12 protein-coding genes are annotated in these 15,903 nt (G+C 61.9%); 11 read left to right on the top strand and 1 reads right to left on the bottom strand.

What is annotated here, in order from left to right; genetic code table 11:
- The first annotated feature begins 61 nt into the window (after positions 1–61).
- From BFR47_RS07600 to BFR47_RS07590, 3 genes are all read left to right on the top strand, one after another.
- Positions 62–1,435 (top strand): MFS transporter, encoded by a 1,374-nt coding sequence (locus tag BFR47_RS07600; RefSeq protein ID WP_071472505.1) that lies wholly within the window; start codon positions 62–64, stop codon positions 1,433–1,435.
- Between the two features lie 14 nt (positions 1,436–1,449).
- Positions 1,450–2,040 (top strand): single-stranded DNA-binding protein, encoded by a 591-nt coding sequence (locus tag BFR47_RS07595; protein WP_071472504.1) that lies wholly within the window; start codon positions 1,450–1,452, stop codon positions 2,038–2,040.
- 213 nt (positions 2,041–2,253) lie between these two features.
- Positions 2,254–4,167 carry an EAL domain-containing protein gene (locus BFR47_RS07590; protein ID WP_071472503.1) on the top strand — a complete coding sequence of 638 codons (1,914 nt, stop codon included), beginning with the start codon at positions 2,254–2,256 and terminating at the stop codon, positions 4,165–4,167.
- Here the strand turns inward: BFR47_RS07590 and BFR47_RS07585 are convergent.
- A complete protein-coding gene (locus tag BFR47_RS07585; RefSeq protein WP_071472523.1) occupies positions 4,162–5,076 on the bottom strand; it encodes a 1-aminocyclopropane-1-carboxylate deaminase/D-cysteine desulfhydrase in 915 nt (304 codons plus the stop codon). The two genes, BFR47_RS07590 and BFR47_RS07585, sit on opposite strands and share 6 nt — an antisense overlap.
- 171 nt (positions 5,077–5,247) lie before the next feature.
- Here BFR47_RS07585 and BFR47_RS07580 point away from each other — a divergent pair, with 171 nt between their 5' ends.
- The 8 genes from BFR47_RS07580 to tldD all read left to right on the top strand — a co-directional run bounded on the left by BFR47_RS07580 (position 5,248) and on the right by tldD (position 15,876).
- A complete protein-coding gene (locus BFR47_RS07580; protein ID WP_071472502.1) occupies positions 5,248–6,291 on the top strand; it encodes a rod shape-determining protein in 1,044 nt (347 codons plus the stop codon).
- Between the two features lie 36 nt (positions 6,292–6,327).
- Complete coding sequence (gene mreC, locus BFR47_RS07575) at positions 6,328–7,230, top strand: rod shape-determining protein MreC (RefSeq protein ID WP_071472501.1); 903 nt, start codon at positions 6,328–6,330, stop codon at positions 7,228–7,230.
- Positions 7,211–7,699: a rod shape-determining protein MreD gene (mreD, locus tag BFR47_RS07570; protein WP_071472500.1), complete on the top strand. Its 489-nt coding sequence runs from the start codon at positions 7,211–7,213 to the stop codon at positions 7,697–7,699. The genes mreC and mreD overlap by 20 nt, the downstream gene beginning before the upstream one ends.
- An 8-nt stretch (positions 7,700–7,707) precedes the next feature.
- Positions 7,708–8,283 (top strand): Maf family protein, encoded by a 576-nt coding sequence (locus tag BFR47_RS07565; RefSeq protein ID WP_071472499.1) that lies wholly within the window; start codon positions 7,708–7,710, stop codon positions 8,281–8,283.
- A 68-nt stretch (positions 8,284–8,351) separates the two neighbouring features.
- On the top strand, positions 8,352–9,821 hold the full coding sequence (gene rng / locus BFR47_RS07560; protein ID WP_071472498.1) for a ribonuclease G: 1,470 nt from the start codon (positions 8,352–8,354) through the stop codon (positions 9,819–9,821).
- The gene (locus BFR47_RS07555; protein WP_071472497.1) at positions 9,821–13,600 is read left to right on the top strand and encodes a YhdP family protein; all 3,780 of its coding nucleotides are present in this window, start codon (positions 9,821–9,823) and stop codon (positions 13,598–13,600) included. Before rng ends, BFR47_RS07555 begins: the two co-directional genes overlap by 1 nt.
- 10 nt (positions 13,601–13,610) lie before the next feature.
- Entirely contained in the window at positions 13,611–14,441 is an 831-nt protein-coding gene (locus tag BFR47_RS07550) for a carbon-nitrogen hydrolase family protein (RefSeq protein ID WP_071472496.1), read from the top strand.
- Positions 14,431–15,876 carry a metalloprotease TldD gene (gene tldD / locus BFR47_RS07545; RefSeq protein ID WP_071472495.1) on the top strand — a complete coding sequence of 482 codons (1,446 nt, stop codon included), beginning with the start codon at positions 14,431–14,433 and terminating at the stop codon, positions 15,874–15,876. Before BFR47_RS07550 ends, tldD begins: the two co-directional genes overlap by 11 nt.
- Positions 15,877–15,903: the final 27 nt, after the last annotated feature.

Raw genomic sequence — 15,903 nt, 5'->3', positions numbered from 1 at the left:
GACAGTGTCACCGTGCTAAACTAGGCCTCTTTTCAATCCTGTTGACGGCGGAAGGATATCCATGAGTGACGAGCAAGGCTTCAGCCCTCGCGAGCGGCGGGCCTCGTTTACCCTGGCGGGCATTTTCGGTATGCGGATGCTTGGTTTGTTTATGATCATGCCGGTATTCGCGCTTTACGGTCAGGATTTGATCGGCTTTTCACCGTTGTGGGTCGGCATCGTTATCGGCGTCTACGGCCTGACCCAGGCGATACTGCAGATCCCCGTCGGCTGGCTGTCGGACCGTATCGGTCGCAAGCCGGTGATCTATGCCGGTCTGGCGTTGTTTGCCCTGGGCTCGGTGGTGGCCGCGCTGTCCGACTCGGTGTATGGCGTGGCCATCGGTCGGGTGCTGCAGGGCTCCGGCGCCATCGCCGGCGCCATTCTGGCGCTGGCGGCCGATATTACCCGGGAAGAAAACCGGACCAAGGCCATGGCCATTATCGGGGTCTGTATCGGCATCTCCTTTGCCATCGCCATGGTGCTGGGACCGGTGCTGGCCGCATTCATTGGCCTGTCGGGGGTATTCTGGACCACGGCGCTGCTGGCATTGGTCGGTATCCTGATGGTGCGTTTCATGCTGCCGGAGCAGGCCCATCGCGGACAGATCCGGGATGTGACCGCCGCGCCCGAACTGTTTGGCCGGCTGCTGAAAGACCGGCAGTTGCTGCGGCTGGACTTCGGCATCATGCTGCTGCATCTGACCCTGACCGCGGTGTTTGTGGCTTTTCCGCTGACGCTGCTCGATGCGGGACTGGTGGCCGAGCATCACTGGTGGCTGTATCTGCCGACCCTGCTGTTGTCCTTCGTGTTGATCGTGCCCTTTCTGATCCTGGGCGCGCGGCGCAACATGAACAAGCAGCTGTTTCAGGCCTCGATACTGGTGATGATGGCGGCGCTGCTGCTGATGGCAGCCGGTCAGGGGCAGCTATGGCTGCTGGCGTTGGCGATGATGCTGTATTTTACCGCCTTCAACTTCATGGAAGCTTCCCTGCCCGCCTTTCTGTCGATGCTGGCCCCGGCGGGTGCCAAGGGGACTGCCATGGGGATTTATTCCACCAGCCAGTTTTTCGGTGCCTTTCTCGGCGGGGTGCTGGGCGGCCTGCTTTATCAGCAACTGGGCGGCGGCGGCGTCTTTGTACTGGTGGCGGTGTGCATGGCGTTCTGGTTCTGGCTGGCGACCGGCATGACCAATGTGAGCAAGGTGCGGTCTCATATCCTGTCCATCGGTGTTAATATAGAAAACAAGGATCAGCGTGAGCAGCTGTTGCAGCGGCTGATGGCCCTGCCCGGTGTGCATGAGGCTTTGATTATCCCCGAGGAGGGGGCCGCCTACCTGAAGGTAGACGGTAATATTTTTGAACTGGATCAGGCCCGGCGCCTGATCAACCTGTGAGTACGGAGCGAGTTATGGCCAATAGAGGCATCAATAAAGTTATCCTGATCGGCCACCTGGGCCAGGACCCGGAAGTGCGTTACATGCCCAACGGTAACGCGGTCGCCAATATCACCCTGGCCACCAGCGAGACCTGGCGCGACAAGCAGACCGGCGAGCAGAAAGAACGTACCGAATGGCACCGGGTGGTGTTCTTCGGCAAGCTGGCCGAAATTGCCGGTGAATACCTGCGCAAAGGTTCTCAGGTTTATGTGGAAGGGCGTTTGCAGACCCGCAAGTGGCAGGGTCAGGATGGCCAGGATCGCTACACCACCGAAATCGTGGTCGATGTTGGCGGCACCATGCAGATGCTGGGCGGACGCCCGCAGGGCGGTGGTGCTCAGGGTGGTGGTCAAGGCGGCTGGGGACAGCAAGGTGGCCAGCAACAGGGTGGTCAGCAAGGTGGTCAGGGCGGCTGGGGTCAGCAACAGGGCGGACCTCAGGGGCAGCCTCAGTACGGTCAGCAAAGCAAGCCGGCGGCCAGCAAGCCCCAGAGTCAGCCTCAGAATCCGGCACCGGTCTACAACGAGCCGCCGATGGACTTTGATGACGACATCCCGTTCTGAGGGTTCGACCTGCGAGTCATTACGTAAAAAATTGACGTTAAGCCCCTGATTCAGGGGCTTTTCATTATCGGTTGCCATGGCGGTACGGCTTGAAAGGTCTTATCTTTCAGACTGGGCCACGATAATGACTCGCATTTGTTGTACCGTTTCGATCAGGAACGGAATATCAGGGAAGAAAAGCCGGAATCAACCGGGTTCAGCCAGGGATCATCAATGAGATTTACCAATCAGTTTATTGCCACCATCACAGTGTGCATCTTGGCGGCCGTACTGATGGTGCTGATAGGAGCCGGGATCAGCTTCTATCAGATGGGGTCTGCCTACCAGCAACGGCAGGTAGACTCGGTGGTACGGCTGGTCAACGAAGGCTGGCAGAATGGAGCCGAGCAGCAGGAGAGTATCGATCGCTGGCTGCCGGCGCTGCTGGATGTCAACGATATCATCGAGTTTTCGGTGCAGGACGCCGAGCACCCGCTGTATCGTTACCAGTCGGACAGCCCGCTCGCGGCCGATGAGTTGTCGCTGGAATACCGGCATGAACTGAATGCGCATCAGGGGCTGAGTGTGCGTCTGGTATTGCGCCCCCCCTTCTACGATATCGATCATTCCCTCGCCGCGCTTTCAGGGTTAACGGCCGCCATTCTGCTGGTGTTCGCCGGCATGTTGTTCAGCCTGCGCTGGTTTCGTCGGCAACTTCACGGCGCCGAGCTGCTCGATGTGCGTGGCCAGCTGATCCTCGATGGCAAGCTCAGCATGTTGCAGCACAACACCCGGGAGGAGTGGCCGCATCAGGCCAGTCAGGCACTGGACAAGTTGCTCCGTGATCTGAAAGAGGCGGGCAGGGAGCGAAGTCGCTTCGATACCTTCATGCGCGCCAATGTCTTTGTGGACAAGAATATCGGTATCGGTAACCGGGTGTTTTTCGACAACCGGCTGGAGGCGGCGCTGAATGATCCGGCCAGCCATTCCGGGGCGCTGTTGCTGGTCGAACTGCAGGATCTCGAGCCGATCAACTACAAACTGGGCTACGAGCGGGGCGATGAGTTGCTGTCGTCGGCGTCGGTCTATCTGGGCCACCTGATCCGTCGTTATCCCGGCGCCCTGCAAGCCCGCTATACCGGTAATACCTTCGCATTGTTGTTCCCCAACCTGGTGGAAAGCGAAGCGCTGGAAGCGGCTCGGCAGGTGATGAAACTGTTGCGGCGGCTGCACTGGCCGGACGAGGTACGAGAGCCGGCGCTCTTTATCGGTGGGGTCTGTTTCCGCTATGGCGAGCAACTGCCGACGGTGGAGGAAGAAGCGGAACTGGCCCTGCGCAGCGCCGGCCTGCAGGGGGGTGATGGCTATTTCATGTATTACAAGGGCGTCACCGAAGAAAGCAGCGGCAAGGGCACGGTACGCTGGCGGACCCTGCTGGGCCGCCAGCTGGAGCAGGATCAAATCCGCCTCGACTGGCAGGGTATCTACACCGCCGCGGGACAGGCCCCGGTCATTTATGAACTGCTGGCCCGGATCAAGGACGAGCAGGGGCGGGTATTGTCGGCCGGGCACTTTTTGCCCATGGCGGAAAAATGTGGTCTGTTACAGGAGCTGGATCGGGTGATCCTGCTGCGTACTCTGACCCTGCTGCAGGAAAGTGATCGGCGCTCGACCCTGGCGGTCAATCTGTCGGCGGCCAGCCTGCTCAATGCGGGATTCTATCGCTGGCTGGTGTTCGAGCTGATCCAGTTGCCCAAGTCGCAGCTGAATGAGCTGGTCATTGAATTGTCCGAAGCCCAGGTGAGTCGTCATTTTCAGGCACTGAGTAAACCATTGCGTGCACTCAGGGCGCTGGGGTGCCGGCTGGCGGTGGATCATGCGGGCCAGGATGTGGTCAGCACCCAGTACATCAGGGATTACGATCTGGATTATCTCAAGCTGCATCCCAGCCTGGTACGTGACATTGCCGGCAAGCCGGTCAATCAGATGGCGGTGAGAAGCCTGGTCGGCAACAGTGTCGGCACCCGGGCCCGGGTGATTGCGGTGGGCGTGGAAAGTGCCGACGAATGGGAATGCCTGCATCAGCTGGGTGTTTATGCCGGCCAGGGTTATTTTTTCTCTCGTCCGGAGCGGTTCGATCTGCTATAGCGCCCCCCGCGCGCCCTGCAAACCGCCGGTATGCAGAAACAGCAGGCGGCTGCCGGCAGGATAAAGGCCGGCTTCAATATCCCGAAACAGCCCGAGCATGGCCTTGCCACTGTAAATGGGTTCGAGGGGGATGCCGAGTTGCTCGGCCAGTTCGGCGATGGTCGCCTGGTCGGCCACCGGGCACCTGGCATAGCCGCCGCCATGATGATCCAGCTCGAGCTGCCAGCCCGGATCCTGTCCGGCGGCCGGATACAGCCGGCAGACTTCTTCGGCCAGCCAGCTGGTGCCCTTCAATACCGCGTAGCCCCGCACCCGGGTGGTGGCGGGACGGGCGGACAGCAGCCCGGCGAGGGTGCCACCACTGGCCACCGGCAGTATCACTTCATCCACTTCCTGCGACAGCTCTTGCCACAATTCCGCCACCCCCGGCAGTGCCTGGGGGCAACTGCCCCCTTCGGGCACGATGAGAAAGCCGGGATAGCGCCGGGCCAGCTCGTTCAGCCAGGCCGGCTCCTGGCGTCGCCGATACTGCTGCCGATCGACAAACTCCAGCGCCATGCCCCAGCGACGGGCATCGCCCAGGGTGGGGTTGTGGCGGCTGTGAGGTTCGCCACGCACTATGCCCAGAGTGGGCAGTGACAGTTCGTGGCCGGCGGCGGCCAGCGCATGCAGATGATTGGAATAGGCACCGCCAAAACTGAGTACACCGGATGCCTGTTCCGACAGAGCCTGGCGCAGAATGTATTTCAGCTTTCGCCATTTGTTGCCGGAGATCCGTGGATGCAGCTGGTCATCCCGCTTGATCCACAGGGCCAGCGCATGCTGCTCCAGCAGGGGATGAAAAAGTCGTTGCTGCGGGGAGGGGCGCTGCGGCTGATACAGCTTTTTCCAGGCGCTAAATTCTGACACGAAATAAATAACGAAGGGGTGATGAGGCAAGTGTAAGGAACTTATCGTTTTATTGAAACTTATACCCGTCTGCAAGCGGCTTTAGCTGTGCTTGTATCTTGCCTGAAACCGGCTGCATTGATAAAGTTAGCCGCACTTTCCGGTTTATCAACCCAGGATCCCCTTCAGCATATGTTTAAAAAGCTCAGAGGCATGTTTTCCAACGATCTTTCGATCGATTTGGGAACGGCCAACACTCTCATCTACGTCAAAGATCAGGGCATTGTTCTGAACGAGCCCTCTGTCGTGGCCATTCGCCAGGAAAGATCCGGTTCGGCCCAGAGTGTTGCCGCCGTCGGTCATGCCGCCAAACAGATGCTGGGGCGTACCCCTGGCAATATCGCCGCCATCCGTCCGATGAAAGACGGGGTGATTGCCGATTTTTATGTCACCGAAAAAATGCTGCAGCATTTTATCAAACAGGTGCACGACAACAATTTCTTCCGCCCCAGCCCGCGTGTGCTGGTGTGCGTGCCGTGCGGCTCCACTCAGGTCGAGCGTCGGGCGATCAAGGAATCGGCCCTGGGGGCGGGTGCCCGGGAAGTCTATCTGATCGATGAGCCGATGGCTGCCGCCATCGGTGCCGGTCTGCCGGTCTCCGAAGCCACCGGTTCCATGGTGGTCGATATCGGTGGCGGTACCACCGAAGTGGCCATCATCTCCCTCAATGGCGTGGTGTATTCCCAGTCGGTACGGATTGGGGGCGATCGCTTCGACGAGTCCATTATCAATTATGTGCGCCGTAACTACGGCTCGCTCATCGGCGAGGCGACTGCCGAGCGCATCAAGCACGAGGTGGGATCGGCCTACCCGGGCGACGAGGTGCTGGAAATCGAAGTACGTGGCCGTAACCTGGCCGAAGGGGTGCCGCGCAGCTTCACCCTGAACTCCAACGAAATTCTCGAGGCGCTGCAGGAGCCGTTGAGCGGCATCGTCAGTGCCGTCATGGTGGCGCTGGAACAGTCTCCGCCCGAGCTGGCCTCCGATATCTCCGAGCGGGGCATGGTACTCACCGGCGGTGGCGCCCTGCTGCGCGACCTGGATCGGTTGCTGATGGAAGAAACCGGCATTCCCGTGGTGGTAGCCGACGATCCCATGACTTGTGTTGCCCGTGGTGGTGGCAAGGCGCTGGAAATGATCGACATGCACGGCGGAGATCTGTTCCATTACGATTAATAAGGAGGCCGGGACAACCGGCCTGTCACTTTTCCAATGAAGCCGATTTTTGGCCGTGGTCCTTCTCTGCCTATCCGCCTGGTGCTAGCGGTGGTTGTCTCTTTGGCGCTGATCATTGCCGACAGTCGCTATCACAGCTTTACCGGGGTCAAGGTCTATCTCAACTCACTGGTCAGCCCGTTGCAGTATATGGCCAACAGTCCCCGGATCCTGCTTGACTCTGCCTCCAGCCAGTTGATGTCGCGACAGGCACTGCTGAGCCAGACCCAGCGTCTGGAACAGGAGCTGTTTCTGCTGCGTGACGACTTGCTGCGCCTGCGCCATCTGGAACAGGAAAACCAGCGACTGCGCGATTTGCTCGGTTCGCCGGTGCGTTTCGATACCCGTCGCATGGTGGCCGAGATCATGGCGGTGGACACGGATCCCTTCATTCATCAGGTGGTGATCGACAAAGGCAGTCTGCAAGGGGTGACCGAGGGGCAGCCGGTACTGAATGAGCAAGGGGTGGTCGGACAGGTGGTGTCGGTGGGCAAGACCACCAGCCGGGTGTTGCTGATCACCGATACCAGCCATGGCATACCGGTGCGGGTGGCGCGCAACGACATCAGAGCCATCGCCAGCGGCAGCGGTCAGCTGGATCGGCTGTTGCTGCACAATATTACCCGCAACACCGATATTCAGGAAGGTGACATACTGCTCAGCTCCGGGCTGGCGGGGCGGTTCCCGGAAGGTTATCCGGTCGGTCGCGTCAGCCGGGTCGGCTACGAAGAAGGACAACCCTTTGCCGATATCCGGGTACAACCGTTTGCCGCTCTCGATCGGGTGCGCTACCTGCTGCTGCTGTGGCCGGAGTCCCGGGTGATCGATGTGGATGAACCCTCGGCGGAGCCGCGGCAGCACCTCAGGAGCAGGCGTCCCAATGAGCCGTTTTTCCCTTAAAGGCCGGTTGATCATCGGTACCAGCCTGCTGCTGGCGTTGATGCTGTCCATCTTGCCGTTACCGGAGCTGATCGCGCCATTCCGGCCCGACTGGCTGCTCGTCACCCTGATCTACTGGACCATCGCCCTGCCGCATCGGGCCAACGTGGGCACCGCCTTCTTTGCCGGCCTGGTGCTGGACTTGCTGCTCGGCTCGGTGCTGGGGATCCACGCCCTGGCGCTGGTGATACCGGTGTATCTTGCCGCCTCCCAGTTTCAGCGCATGCGCAACTACTCGGTCTGGCAGCAGGCCTTCGTGGTGGGCGCCCTGGCGATGCTGAACAAGCTGCTGATCTTCTGGGCGGCCTACATGAACCGGGATATCCAGCTCGACTATCCCTACTTCTGGTCCATCGTCAGCAGCATGGTGTTCTGGCCCTGGATTTTTCTGCTGCTGCGCAAATGCCGGCGGCAATTCGCCCTGTCGTGAGCTCGTCTATGACCCCGTTGCTTTATCTCGCTTCCGCCTCGCCCCGTCGTCGTGAATTGCTGGCCATGCTGGAACTGCCGTTCGAGCTGGTGTTGCCTCGGGTGGAAGAACAACGCCGGCCCGATGAAACGGCCACGGACTATGTACAGCGCCTGGCCCGGGACAAGGCCCTGGCCGGTGCGGCCATGGCGGCGTTACCCTTGCCGGTGCTGGCCGGGGACACCATAGTGGTGGTCGACGGCGAGGTGCTGGAAAAACCGCGCGATCAGGCTGACGGCGAGTCGATGCTGCGCCGTTTGTCCGGCCGCAGCCATCAGGTCATGACCGCCATGGCGCTGGCCTGGCAAGGCCAGACAGAGGGAGTGCTGGTGACCACCGAGGTCAGTTTCCGGGCGCTGAGTGACGGCGATATCGACCGTTACTGGGCCAGTGGCGAACCGACCGACAAGGCCGGTGGTTATGGTATTCAGGGCCTGGGCGGGCGTTTTGTGGCGCGGATCAACGGCAGTTACAGCGCCGTGGTGGGACTGCCGCTGGTGGAAACCGAAGCCCTGCTGCGCCGGAGCGGGGTTTTGTCGGGCTGATCTCCTCTACTGCCCGCTATTCTGTGATAGTTTAGAAGCCGTTTCATTCTCCTATGGGCGGAGCAAGCATGTCTGCAGAACTGATAATCAATATGACCCCCGCGGAAACCCGGGTGGCGCTGGTGGAAAACGGTATCCTGCAGGAAGTGCATGTAGAGCGTCAGGCCCGGCGAGGTATCGTCGGCAACATCTACAAAGGCAAGGTCAGTCGGGTGCTGCCCGGCATGCAGGCCGCCTTCGTCGATATCGGCGGTGAGCGGGCGGCGTTCCTGCATGCCTCCGACATCGTGCCTCATACCGAATGCGTGGACACCAAGGAGCAGGTACACTTTCAGGCCGGCAATATCGCGGAACTGGTGCGCCAGGGGCAGGACATCATGGTGCAGGTGGTCAAGGATCCGCTGGGTACCAAAGGCGCCCGTCTGACCACCGACATTACGCTCCCGTCCCGCTATCTGGTGTTCATGCCCGGCAGTGCCTATGTGGGCGTGTCCCAGCGTATCGACTCGGAGCAGGAACGGGAACGGCTCAAGCAGCTGGTTGCCGGTTATGTGGACGAGCAGGGCGGCTTCATTATCCGCACCGCCGCCGAGGGCATCGGAGAAACCGAGCTGTCTCAGGATGCGGCCTTTCTCAAGCGTCTGTGGCGCAAGATCCTGGAGCGGCGCGGCAAGTACGCTTCCTGCTCCATGCTGTATGAAGATCTGGGGCTCGCCTGTCGCATCGTGCGGGATTTCGTGGGGACCGAGCTGGACAGGATCCGGGTCGACTCCCGCAACACCTGCGAGACCTTGCGTGCCTTCGTCGACGAGTTCGTGCCCGAACTGTCGGGCAAGATCGAATATTATCAGGGCGAGGCACCGATCTTCGATCTCTACGACGTGGAAAACGAAATTCAGCGGGCGCTGGATCGCAAGGTCGAGCTCAAGTCCGGTGGTTACCTGATCATCGATCAGACCGAGGCCATGACCACGGTCGACATCAACACCGGTGCCTTCGTCGGCCACCGCAACCTCGAAGAGACCATCTTCAACACCAATACCGAAGCCACCCAGGCCATTGCCCGTCAGCTGCGGCTGCGCAACCTTGGGGGGATCATCATTATCGATTTCATCGACATGTACGATGAGGATCACAAGCGGCGGGTGTTGCACAGCCTGGGGCTGGCGCTCTCCAAGGACAGGGCCAAGACCAACGTCAACGGTTTTTCCCAGCTCGGACTGGTCGAGATGACCCGCAAGCGCACTCGGGAAAGCCTGGAACATGTGCTCTGTGGTGCCTGCCCGGAGTGTGACGGCCGGGCCCGGGTCAAGACGGTGGAAACCGTCAGCTACGAGATATTGCGCGAGATCACCCGCGTCAACAAGGCCTACGATGCGGACAAGTTCGTGGTGTACGCCTCGACGGCGGTGGCCTCCGCCCTCCAGGAAGATGAGTCCCATATGCTGGCGGAGCTGGAAGTCTTCATCGGCAAGCAGGTTCGGGTCAACAGCGAGCCGCTGTATAACCAGGAACAGTTTGACGTGGTGATGATGTAGTGATCAGACGGAGCCTGAGCTGGGCCTGGCTGGGGCTGGCGGCCGCGGCGGTGCTGCTGGCGCTGCTGGTTACCCTGCTGCGTTTCGGCTCGCCCTGGCTGGCCAGCTGGCAGCAGCAGTGGCTGGACCGGCTGCTGAGCGAGCATCAGCTGACCCTGGAAGTGGGACAACTGGGACTGAGCTGGCAGGATTACGGCCCGGTGCTGGTGGTGAGCGACGTCAGCCTGCACCGGCCCGAGGCGCCGGCCATCACCCTGCGTCGGGCCCTGGTCGACGTTCAGCTCTGGCAGAGTCTGCGCCAGTGGCAGCCGATACTGAACGAGATCACCCTCGACGGCCTGCGTCTGCCGCTGAACCCGAGCGGCGCAGCGGCCGGGGGGCCGCGCACCGACATGGCCTGGTTGTCGAGCCTGGTGCTCGAAGGCGTGAAGCGTTTCTCCCTCAACGATGCGCAGCTGGTCGTGACCCTGCCACAGCAGGAGCTGTTCGAACTGCATCTTCCTGCCCTGCACTGGCAAAACTCCCCGGGCCTGCATCAGGGCGAGGGCAGCCTGGGCTTTGGCCCGGCCCCGGACCAGCAGCTGGTGCTCAAGAGCCGCTTCACCGGCCCCATCGACCGGCTCGATGGCAGTATTTACCTGCAGGCCGACCAGGTGGATGCGTCTGCAATCCTTTCCCGCGTGCGCGCCCGGGACCGGGGTGTGAACGCCGATTTTAATTTCGAATTATGGCTGGAGTGGCAGCAGGGCACCTTCAGCGCCGGTTTGCTCAACCTGGGCGAAAACCGGCTGCGTTGGGGCGATGACCACCAGATAGCGGTAGACGGTGGTCGGGTGCAGTGGCAACCGACCGAAGCCGGCTGGCAGCTGGCCAGCAGTCATATCGATATCAGCGTCGATGCAGAAGCCTGGCCGAGCTGGAATTTTCAGCTCGATCGGCACCAGGATCGGCTACTGGGCTACCTGGATCGGCTGACGTTTACCGATCTGGCGCTGCTGGCTCAATGGGGCGAGCCGTTCTGGCCGGCCACGGCCCGCCAGCTGGAGGGCATATCGCCAGGCGGCCAGCTGAGCAATCTCTATTTTTCCGCCGCCGCCACCGGTGATGACTGGCACTGGCAGGGCGAGCTGGAAGAGGTCAGTACCCACGCCTTCGGCTGGGTGCCGCAAACCCGGGGTCTCAACGGACACTTTTCTCTTGCCGCCGATCGTGGCCAGTTGAGCCTTGACCAGCAACAAGCCGCCGACTGGATTTACGACGGTGCCTTTCGCGAGCCCTGGCCGATGCAGCGGCTATCGACCGAGCTACACTGGCGCAAGCAGCCGGACGGCTGGCTGTTGTGGAGTGACGCGCTGGCCGTGGACACCGCCGATCTGGCACTGCAGGGCTGGTTCAGCCTGCAACTGCCGGCTCGGGGGGCACCGTTGCTCAGCGCCTCGGCGTCGGTCGATGTGCTGCGGGCCGAGCGGGCTTTCAGCTATTTTCCCGAGCCGCTGATGGGTGCGCCGCTGGTGAACTATTTGCAGGGTGCTATCCGTGGCGGTCAGGCCGATGGCGCCGAGGTGCTCTGGTATGGGCGGCTCAACGCCTTTCCCTACGCGGATGGCTCGGGCATTTTCCAGGCCAGGGTACCGCTGCGCGAGGCGGAGTTCCGCTTCAATCCGCACTGGCAGCCGCTGAGCGAGCTGAGCCTGGATTTGCTGTTTGAAAATGACGGGCTCTACATGAAGGGGCGGGAAGGGCAGCTGGGGGCCGTGGTGGCCAGCGCCATCGACGCCCGGATAGTGCCGCTGCGCAAGGACGCCAGCCTGCGGCTCAGTGCCGACATAGAAGGTAAGGGCGAGGCGGTGACCGCCTATCTGCAGGATTCTCCTCTGGCGGGCTCGGTCGGTACTACTCTGGAGCAGGTGCAGGTGACGGGGCCGCTCAAGGCCCGGCTGGCGCTGGAAATCCCGCTGCGCGGCGGGCCGGTAGCGGTAGACGGACAGGTCGACTTCGAGCGCAACCGGGTGCGCGTCAAGCTACTGGATCTGCCACTCGACGAGGTCAGTGGTCGTCTGCTGTTCGACGAACGGCAGACCCGGTTCGAGGACATGCAGGCGAAATGGAGCGGACAGCCACTACGGCTGGATTACCGGGGGCAGCAGACCGATGCCGGCTATGAGGTGGGGCTGGATATCAGGGGGCGGCTGCAGGCGGCCGAACTGGCGAAGCACCATCCCCCTCTGGCGGCACTGGGCGGAGCCGCCGACTGGCGTGGCAACCTTGAACTGACTCTGGCAAAGCCAGGGGAGTTTCATTACCGCTTCGAAGCCGACTCGGCACTGCAGGGACTGAGCAGCACCTTGCCGCCACCGCTGAACAAAATCGGTGCCCGGTCACAGCCCAGTCATCTGGAGGTGAGTGGTGATGGCCGTCAGGCCCGGGCAGAACTGACCCTGGGAGAGCATATTCGAGGTCAGGCCGGGCTGGGCTTCGGGCCGACGGGCGCACGGGTACATCGATTGTGGCTCTCGGCCGGTGCCGGCGTGCAGCCGACATTGCCCCGGCCGCCACTGGATATCGCGGTGCGGGTGCCGGACCTGCCACTGGATGACTGGCTGGCGCTGTTACGGGAATTTCAATCATATTCACCGGCACCGGACCGCGCGGCGACCCGGTTGACATGGCCGGGATCCTATCGGGTATCAGTGCAGGCCAGCCGGGCCCGGCTCTGGCAGCAGCCTCTGCATCAGCTCCAGTTGTCCGTCGTACCGGCTCCGGGCCAGCGCCAGCAGTTGAGTGTGACGGCGGAACAGGCAGAGGGCACCCTTGGCTGGGGAGGCGAACAGCCGTGGCAGGCGCATTTCAGCCGGCTCTGGCTGGCGCCCGAATGGCCGGTGTCAGCTGACTCGCCGACCCCGGAACCGGCCTCGGACAGCAGGTTGCAGCCGGGTCAGCTTCCCGCCCTGGAATTCCGGTGTGACGATTGTCGCTGGCGCAAGCTGGCGCTGGGCAAGGTGGCCTTTGATCTGCGCCCCCTGTCCGGGCAGAACGGGATACAGCTGGCGGACATGAGTCTGGACGGGCCGCTGCTGCAGGCGAAAGGGCATGGCCAGTGGCTGCAGCACGACAGCGGTAATCTGAGCCGGCTGGAGTGGCAGAGCAGCACCCCGTCTCTGCAGCGTCTGTGGCTGGCGCTGGACAAGGAATCTCCGTTCAGCGAGACCGCCGCCACATTCAACGGTCAGTTGCGCTGGCTGGATGTGCCCTGGCGACCGGATCGTCCCAGCCTGAATGGCCGGCTCGCCGCCGACACCGAGGCCGGCGTGCTGAGCGAGCTGAATGACAGGGGCGCGGGTCTGTTGTCGGTACTGAGCATGGAGTCGGTGCTGCGCCGTTTGCGGCTGGATTTTCGTGATGTGTTCGAGCAGGGGTTCTATTTTGATCGCATCAGTGCCAGTGGCGAGCTGCAGGACGGCGTGCTGCGCAGTGATGATCTGGAGCTGAAGGGCGCGGCCGGTGACTTGAGTGGTCGCGGGCTGGTGGATCTGGCCGCGGAGCGGCTCGACTACCGTTTTGAATTTACCCCGGACCTGACCGGCAATCTGCCGGTACTGGCCGCCTTTGCAGTCACGCCGGTAACCGGACTCTATGTGCTGGCCTTGTCCAAGGTGCTGGGCCCGGTGGTTGATGTCTTCACCCGTATTCGTTATCGGGTGGAAGGACCGCTGGCGCAGCCCAGGGTGACGGAGCTGGGGCGGGAGCAGGATCGGGTACCATTGCCCGGGAACGAATAAGGAGAATGCGATGGAACTGGTTGCGATACAAATGAATGCCGGACCCGACTGGCCGGCCAACAGGGACAAGCTGGATGCCTTGTTGCAACAATTGCCGCCGAGTCGTCCATTGCTGGTACAGGTGCCGGAAAATGCGGTGGTGTTTGGCAATCGACAGGCGGCGCTGGACCTGGCCGAGCCTCTGGGTGAGGGCCCGATACAGGGGCAGTTCTGTCGCTGGGCGCGAGAGTTGGGGATCTGGCTGGTGGTGGGCTCGATGCCGACCCGTATCGAGGGCAGCGAGCGGCTCCATACCACCAGTCTGGTTTATAACGATAAGGGAGAGCGAGTCGGTCATTACCATAAACTGCATCTGTTCGATGTGGATGTCGCCGACGGTCACGGTCGTTATCGGGAGTCGGCCACCTACGCGCCCGGGGATGAACTTTGTGTGGTAGACAGTCCCTTCGGGCGTTTGGGGTTGTCTATCTGTTATGATTTACGTTTTCCCGAGCTATACCGGGCGTTGCGCGCCAAGGGCGCCGAGATCCTGATGGTGCCGGCGGCCTTTACCCGGGTCACCGGTCAGGCGCACTGGCTGCCCTTGCTGCAGGCCAGGGCCATCGAAAACCAGTGTTATGTACTGGCGGCGGGCCTCTATGGCGAGCAGGGCGAGCGGCAGACCTGGGGCCACTCGGTGATCCTCGATCCCTGGGGTGAGCTGCAGGCCTGTTTGCCCAGGGGGGAAGGGCTCATCATCGCGCCGCTGGACCTGGAACGACTGTCCCGCATTCGCCGCGAAATGCCGGTTGCACAACACGCCCGCCTGAGTGCGGTTTGGAGAGATAAGCATGAGTATTGAACAGATTAACCGCAGCCTGCTGGTCCCGAATGAACTGGACATGGCGTTACTGGATGCCCAGCTGGCACGATTGAGCCGGCACCAGATAGATTTTGCCGATCTCTATTTTCAGAACAGCGTGCACGAGTCCTGGGTGCTGGAAGACGGCATCGTCAAGGATGGCAGCTACAACATCGAGCAGGGCGTGGGCGTGCGGGCGGTCAGCGGCGAAAAAACCGGCTTCGCCTATTCCGACGAGCTGACGGCGGCGGCACTGGATCAGGCGGTGAGTGCCGCCCGCGGTATTGCCGAACACGGAGGTGACGGCCGCTTCCAGATCGGACGAGAGCAACCGGCAACGGCCCGTTATCTGGGCATCAACCCGCTCGACAGCCTGAGCCGGGAGCAGAAAATTGCCCTGTTGCAGCAGATGGATGCCTTCGCCCGTAGCCTGGATCCGGCGGTGACCCAGGTGATCGCCTCCATTTCCGGCGTTTATGAAGAAATCCTGGTACTGGCCACCGACGGCACCCTGGCGACAGACCTGCGTCCTCTGGTGCGACTGAACTGCTCGGTGCTGGCCGAGCGCAAGGGACGCCGCGAACGGGGTGGCAGTGGTGGTGGTGGTCGGGTCGGCTACGACTATTTCCTGGAAGAGGTGGATGGTCAGCCCAGAGCCATGGGGTATGTGAAGGAGGCGGTACGCCAGGCTCTGGTCAACCTGGAGGCGATAGACGCCCCCGCCGGTACCATGCCGGTGGTGCTGGGAGCCGGCTGGCCCGGGGTGCTGCTGCACGAGGCGGTGGGCCATGGCCTGGAAGGCGACTTCAACCGCAAGGGCTCTTCCGCCTATTCCGGTCGCATCGGCGAGCAGGTGGCTTCCAGCTTGTGCACCATCGTGGATGACGGCACCCTGGCCAACCGCCGCGGCTCCCTGACCATCGACGATGAGGGTACCGCCAGTGGTTACAACGTGCTGATCGAAAACGGTGTGCTCAAGGGCTATATGCAGGACAAGCTCAATGCCCGGTTGATGAAGATGGCACCCACCGGCAACGGTCGGCGGGAGTCCTATGCTCACCTGCCGATGCCGCGCATGACCAACACCTATATGCTGCCGGGGCAGACGCCGCCGGAAGAGATCATCCGGAGCGTCAAGAAAGGCATCTACGCGCCCAACTTCGGCGGTGGTCAGGTGGACATTACCTCCGGACGCTTCGTGTTTTCCGCCTCCGAAGCCTATCTTATCGAAGACGGCAAGCTGACGGCGCCGATCAAGGGCGCGACCCTCATCGGCAACGGCCCCGAGGCCATGAGCCAGGTGTCGATGGTGGGTAATGATCTGGCGCTGGATACCGGGGTAGGTGTCTGTGGCAAGGATGGTCAGAGCGTGCCGGTCGGCGTCGGTCAGCCGACGCTGAAGCTGGACAAGATGACGGTGGGTGGTACTCAGTAGGATCTCTGGTTGATTATCAACCAGGGG

Origin of the sequence: Oceanisphaera psychrotolerans (assembly GCF_001870485.1) — a bacterium.
Taxonomy (GTDB): domain Bacteria; phylum Pseudomonadota; class Gammaproteobacteria; order Enterobacterales; family Aeromonadaceae; genus Oceanimonas; species Oceanimonas psychrotolerans.
This window is presented reverse-complemented; position numbering and strand designations above follow the sequence as displayed.

What these genes read in the sequence shown, in the direction of transcription:
- BFR47_RS07600 (WP_071472505.1), top strand. Translation starts at nt 62, where the DNA reads ATGAGTGACGAGCAAGGCTTCAGCCCTCGCGAGCGGCGGGCCTCGTTT.
- BFR47_RS07595 (WP_071472504.1), top strand. Translation starts at nt 1,450, where the DNA reads ATGGCCAATAGAGGCATCAATAAAGTTATCCTGATCGGCCACCTGGGC.
- BFR47_RS07590 (WP_071472503.1), top strand. Translation starts at nt 2,254, where the DNA reads ATGAGATTTACCAATCAGTTTATTGCCACCATCACAGTGTGCATCTTG.
- BFR47_RS07580 (WP_071472502.1), top strand. Translation starts at nt 5,248, where the DNA reads ATGTTTAAAAAGCTCAGAGGCATGTTTTCCAACGATCTTTCGATCGAT.
- mreC (WP_071472501.1), top strand. Translation starts at nt 6,328, where the DNA reads ATGAAGCCGATTTTTGGCCGTGGTCCTTCTCTGCCTATCCGCCTGGTG.
- mreD (WP_071472500.1), top strand. Translation starts at nt 7,211, where the DNA reads ATGAGCCGTTTTTCCCTTAAAGGCCGGTTGATCATCGGTACCAGCCTG.
- BFR47_RS07565 (WP_071472499.1), top strand. Translation starts at nt 7,708, where the DNA reads ATGACCCCGTTGCTTTATCTCGCTTCCGCCTCGCCCCGTCGTCGTGAA.
- rng (WP_071472498.1), top strand. Translation starts at nt 8,352, where the DNA reads ATGTCTGCAGAACTGATAATCAATATGACCCCCGCGGAAACCCGGGTG.
- BFR47_RS07550 (WP_071472496.1), top strand. Translation starts at nt 13,611, where the DNA reads ATGGAACTGGTTGCGATACAAATGAATGCCGGACCCGACTGGCCGGCC.
- tldD (WP_071472495.1), top strand. Translation starts at nt 14,431, where the DNA reads ATGAGTATTGAACAGATTAACCGCAGCCTGCTGGTCCCGAATGAACTG.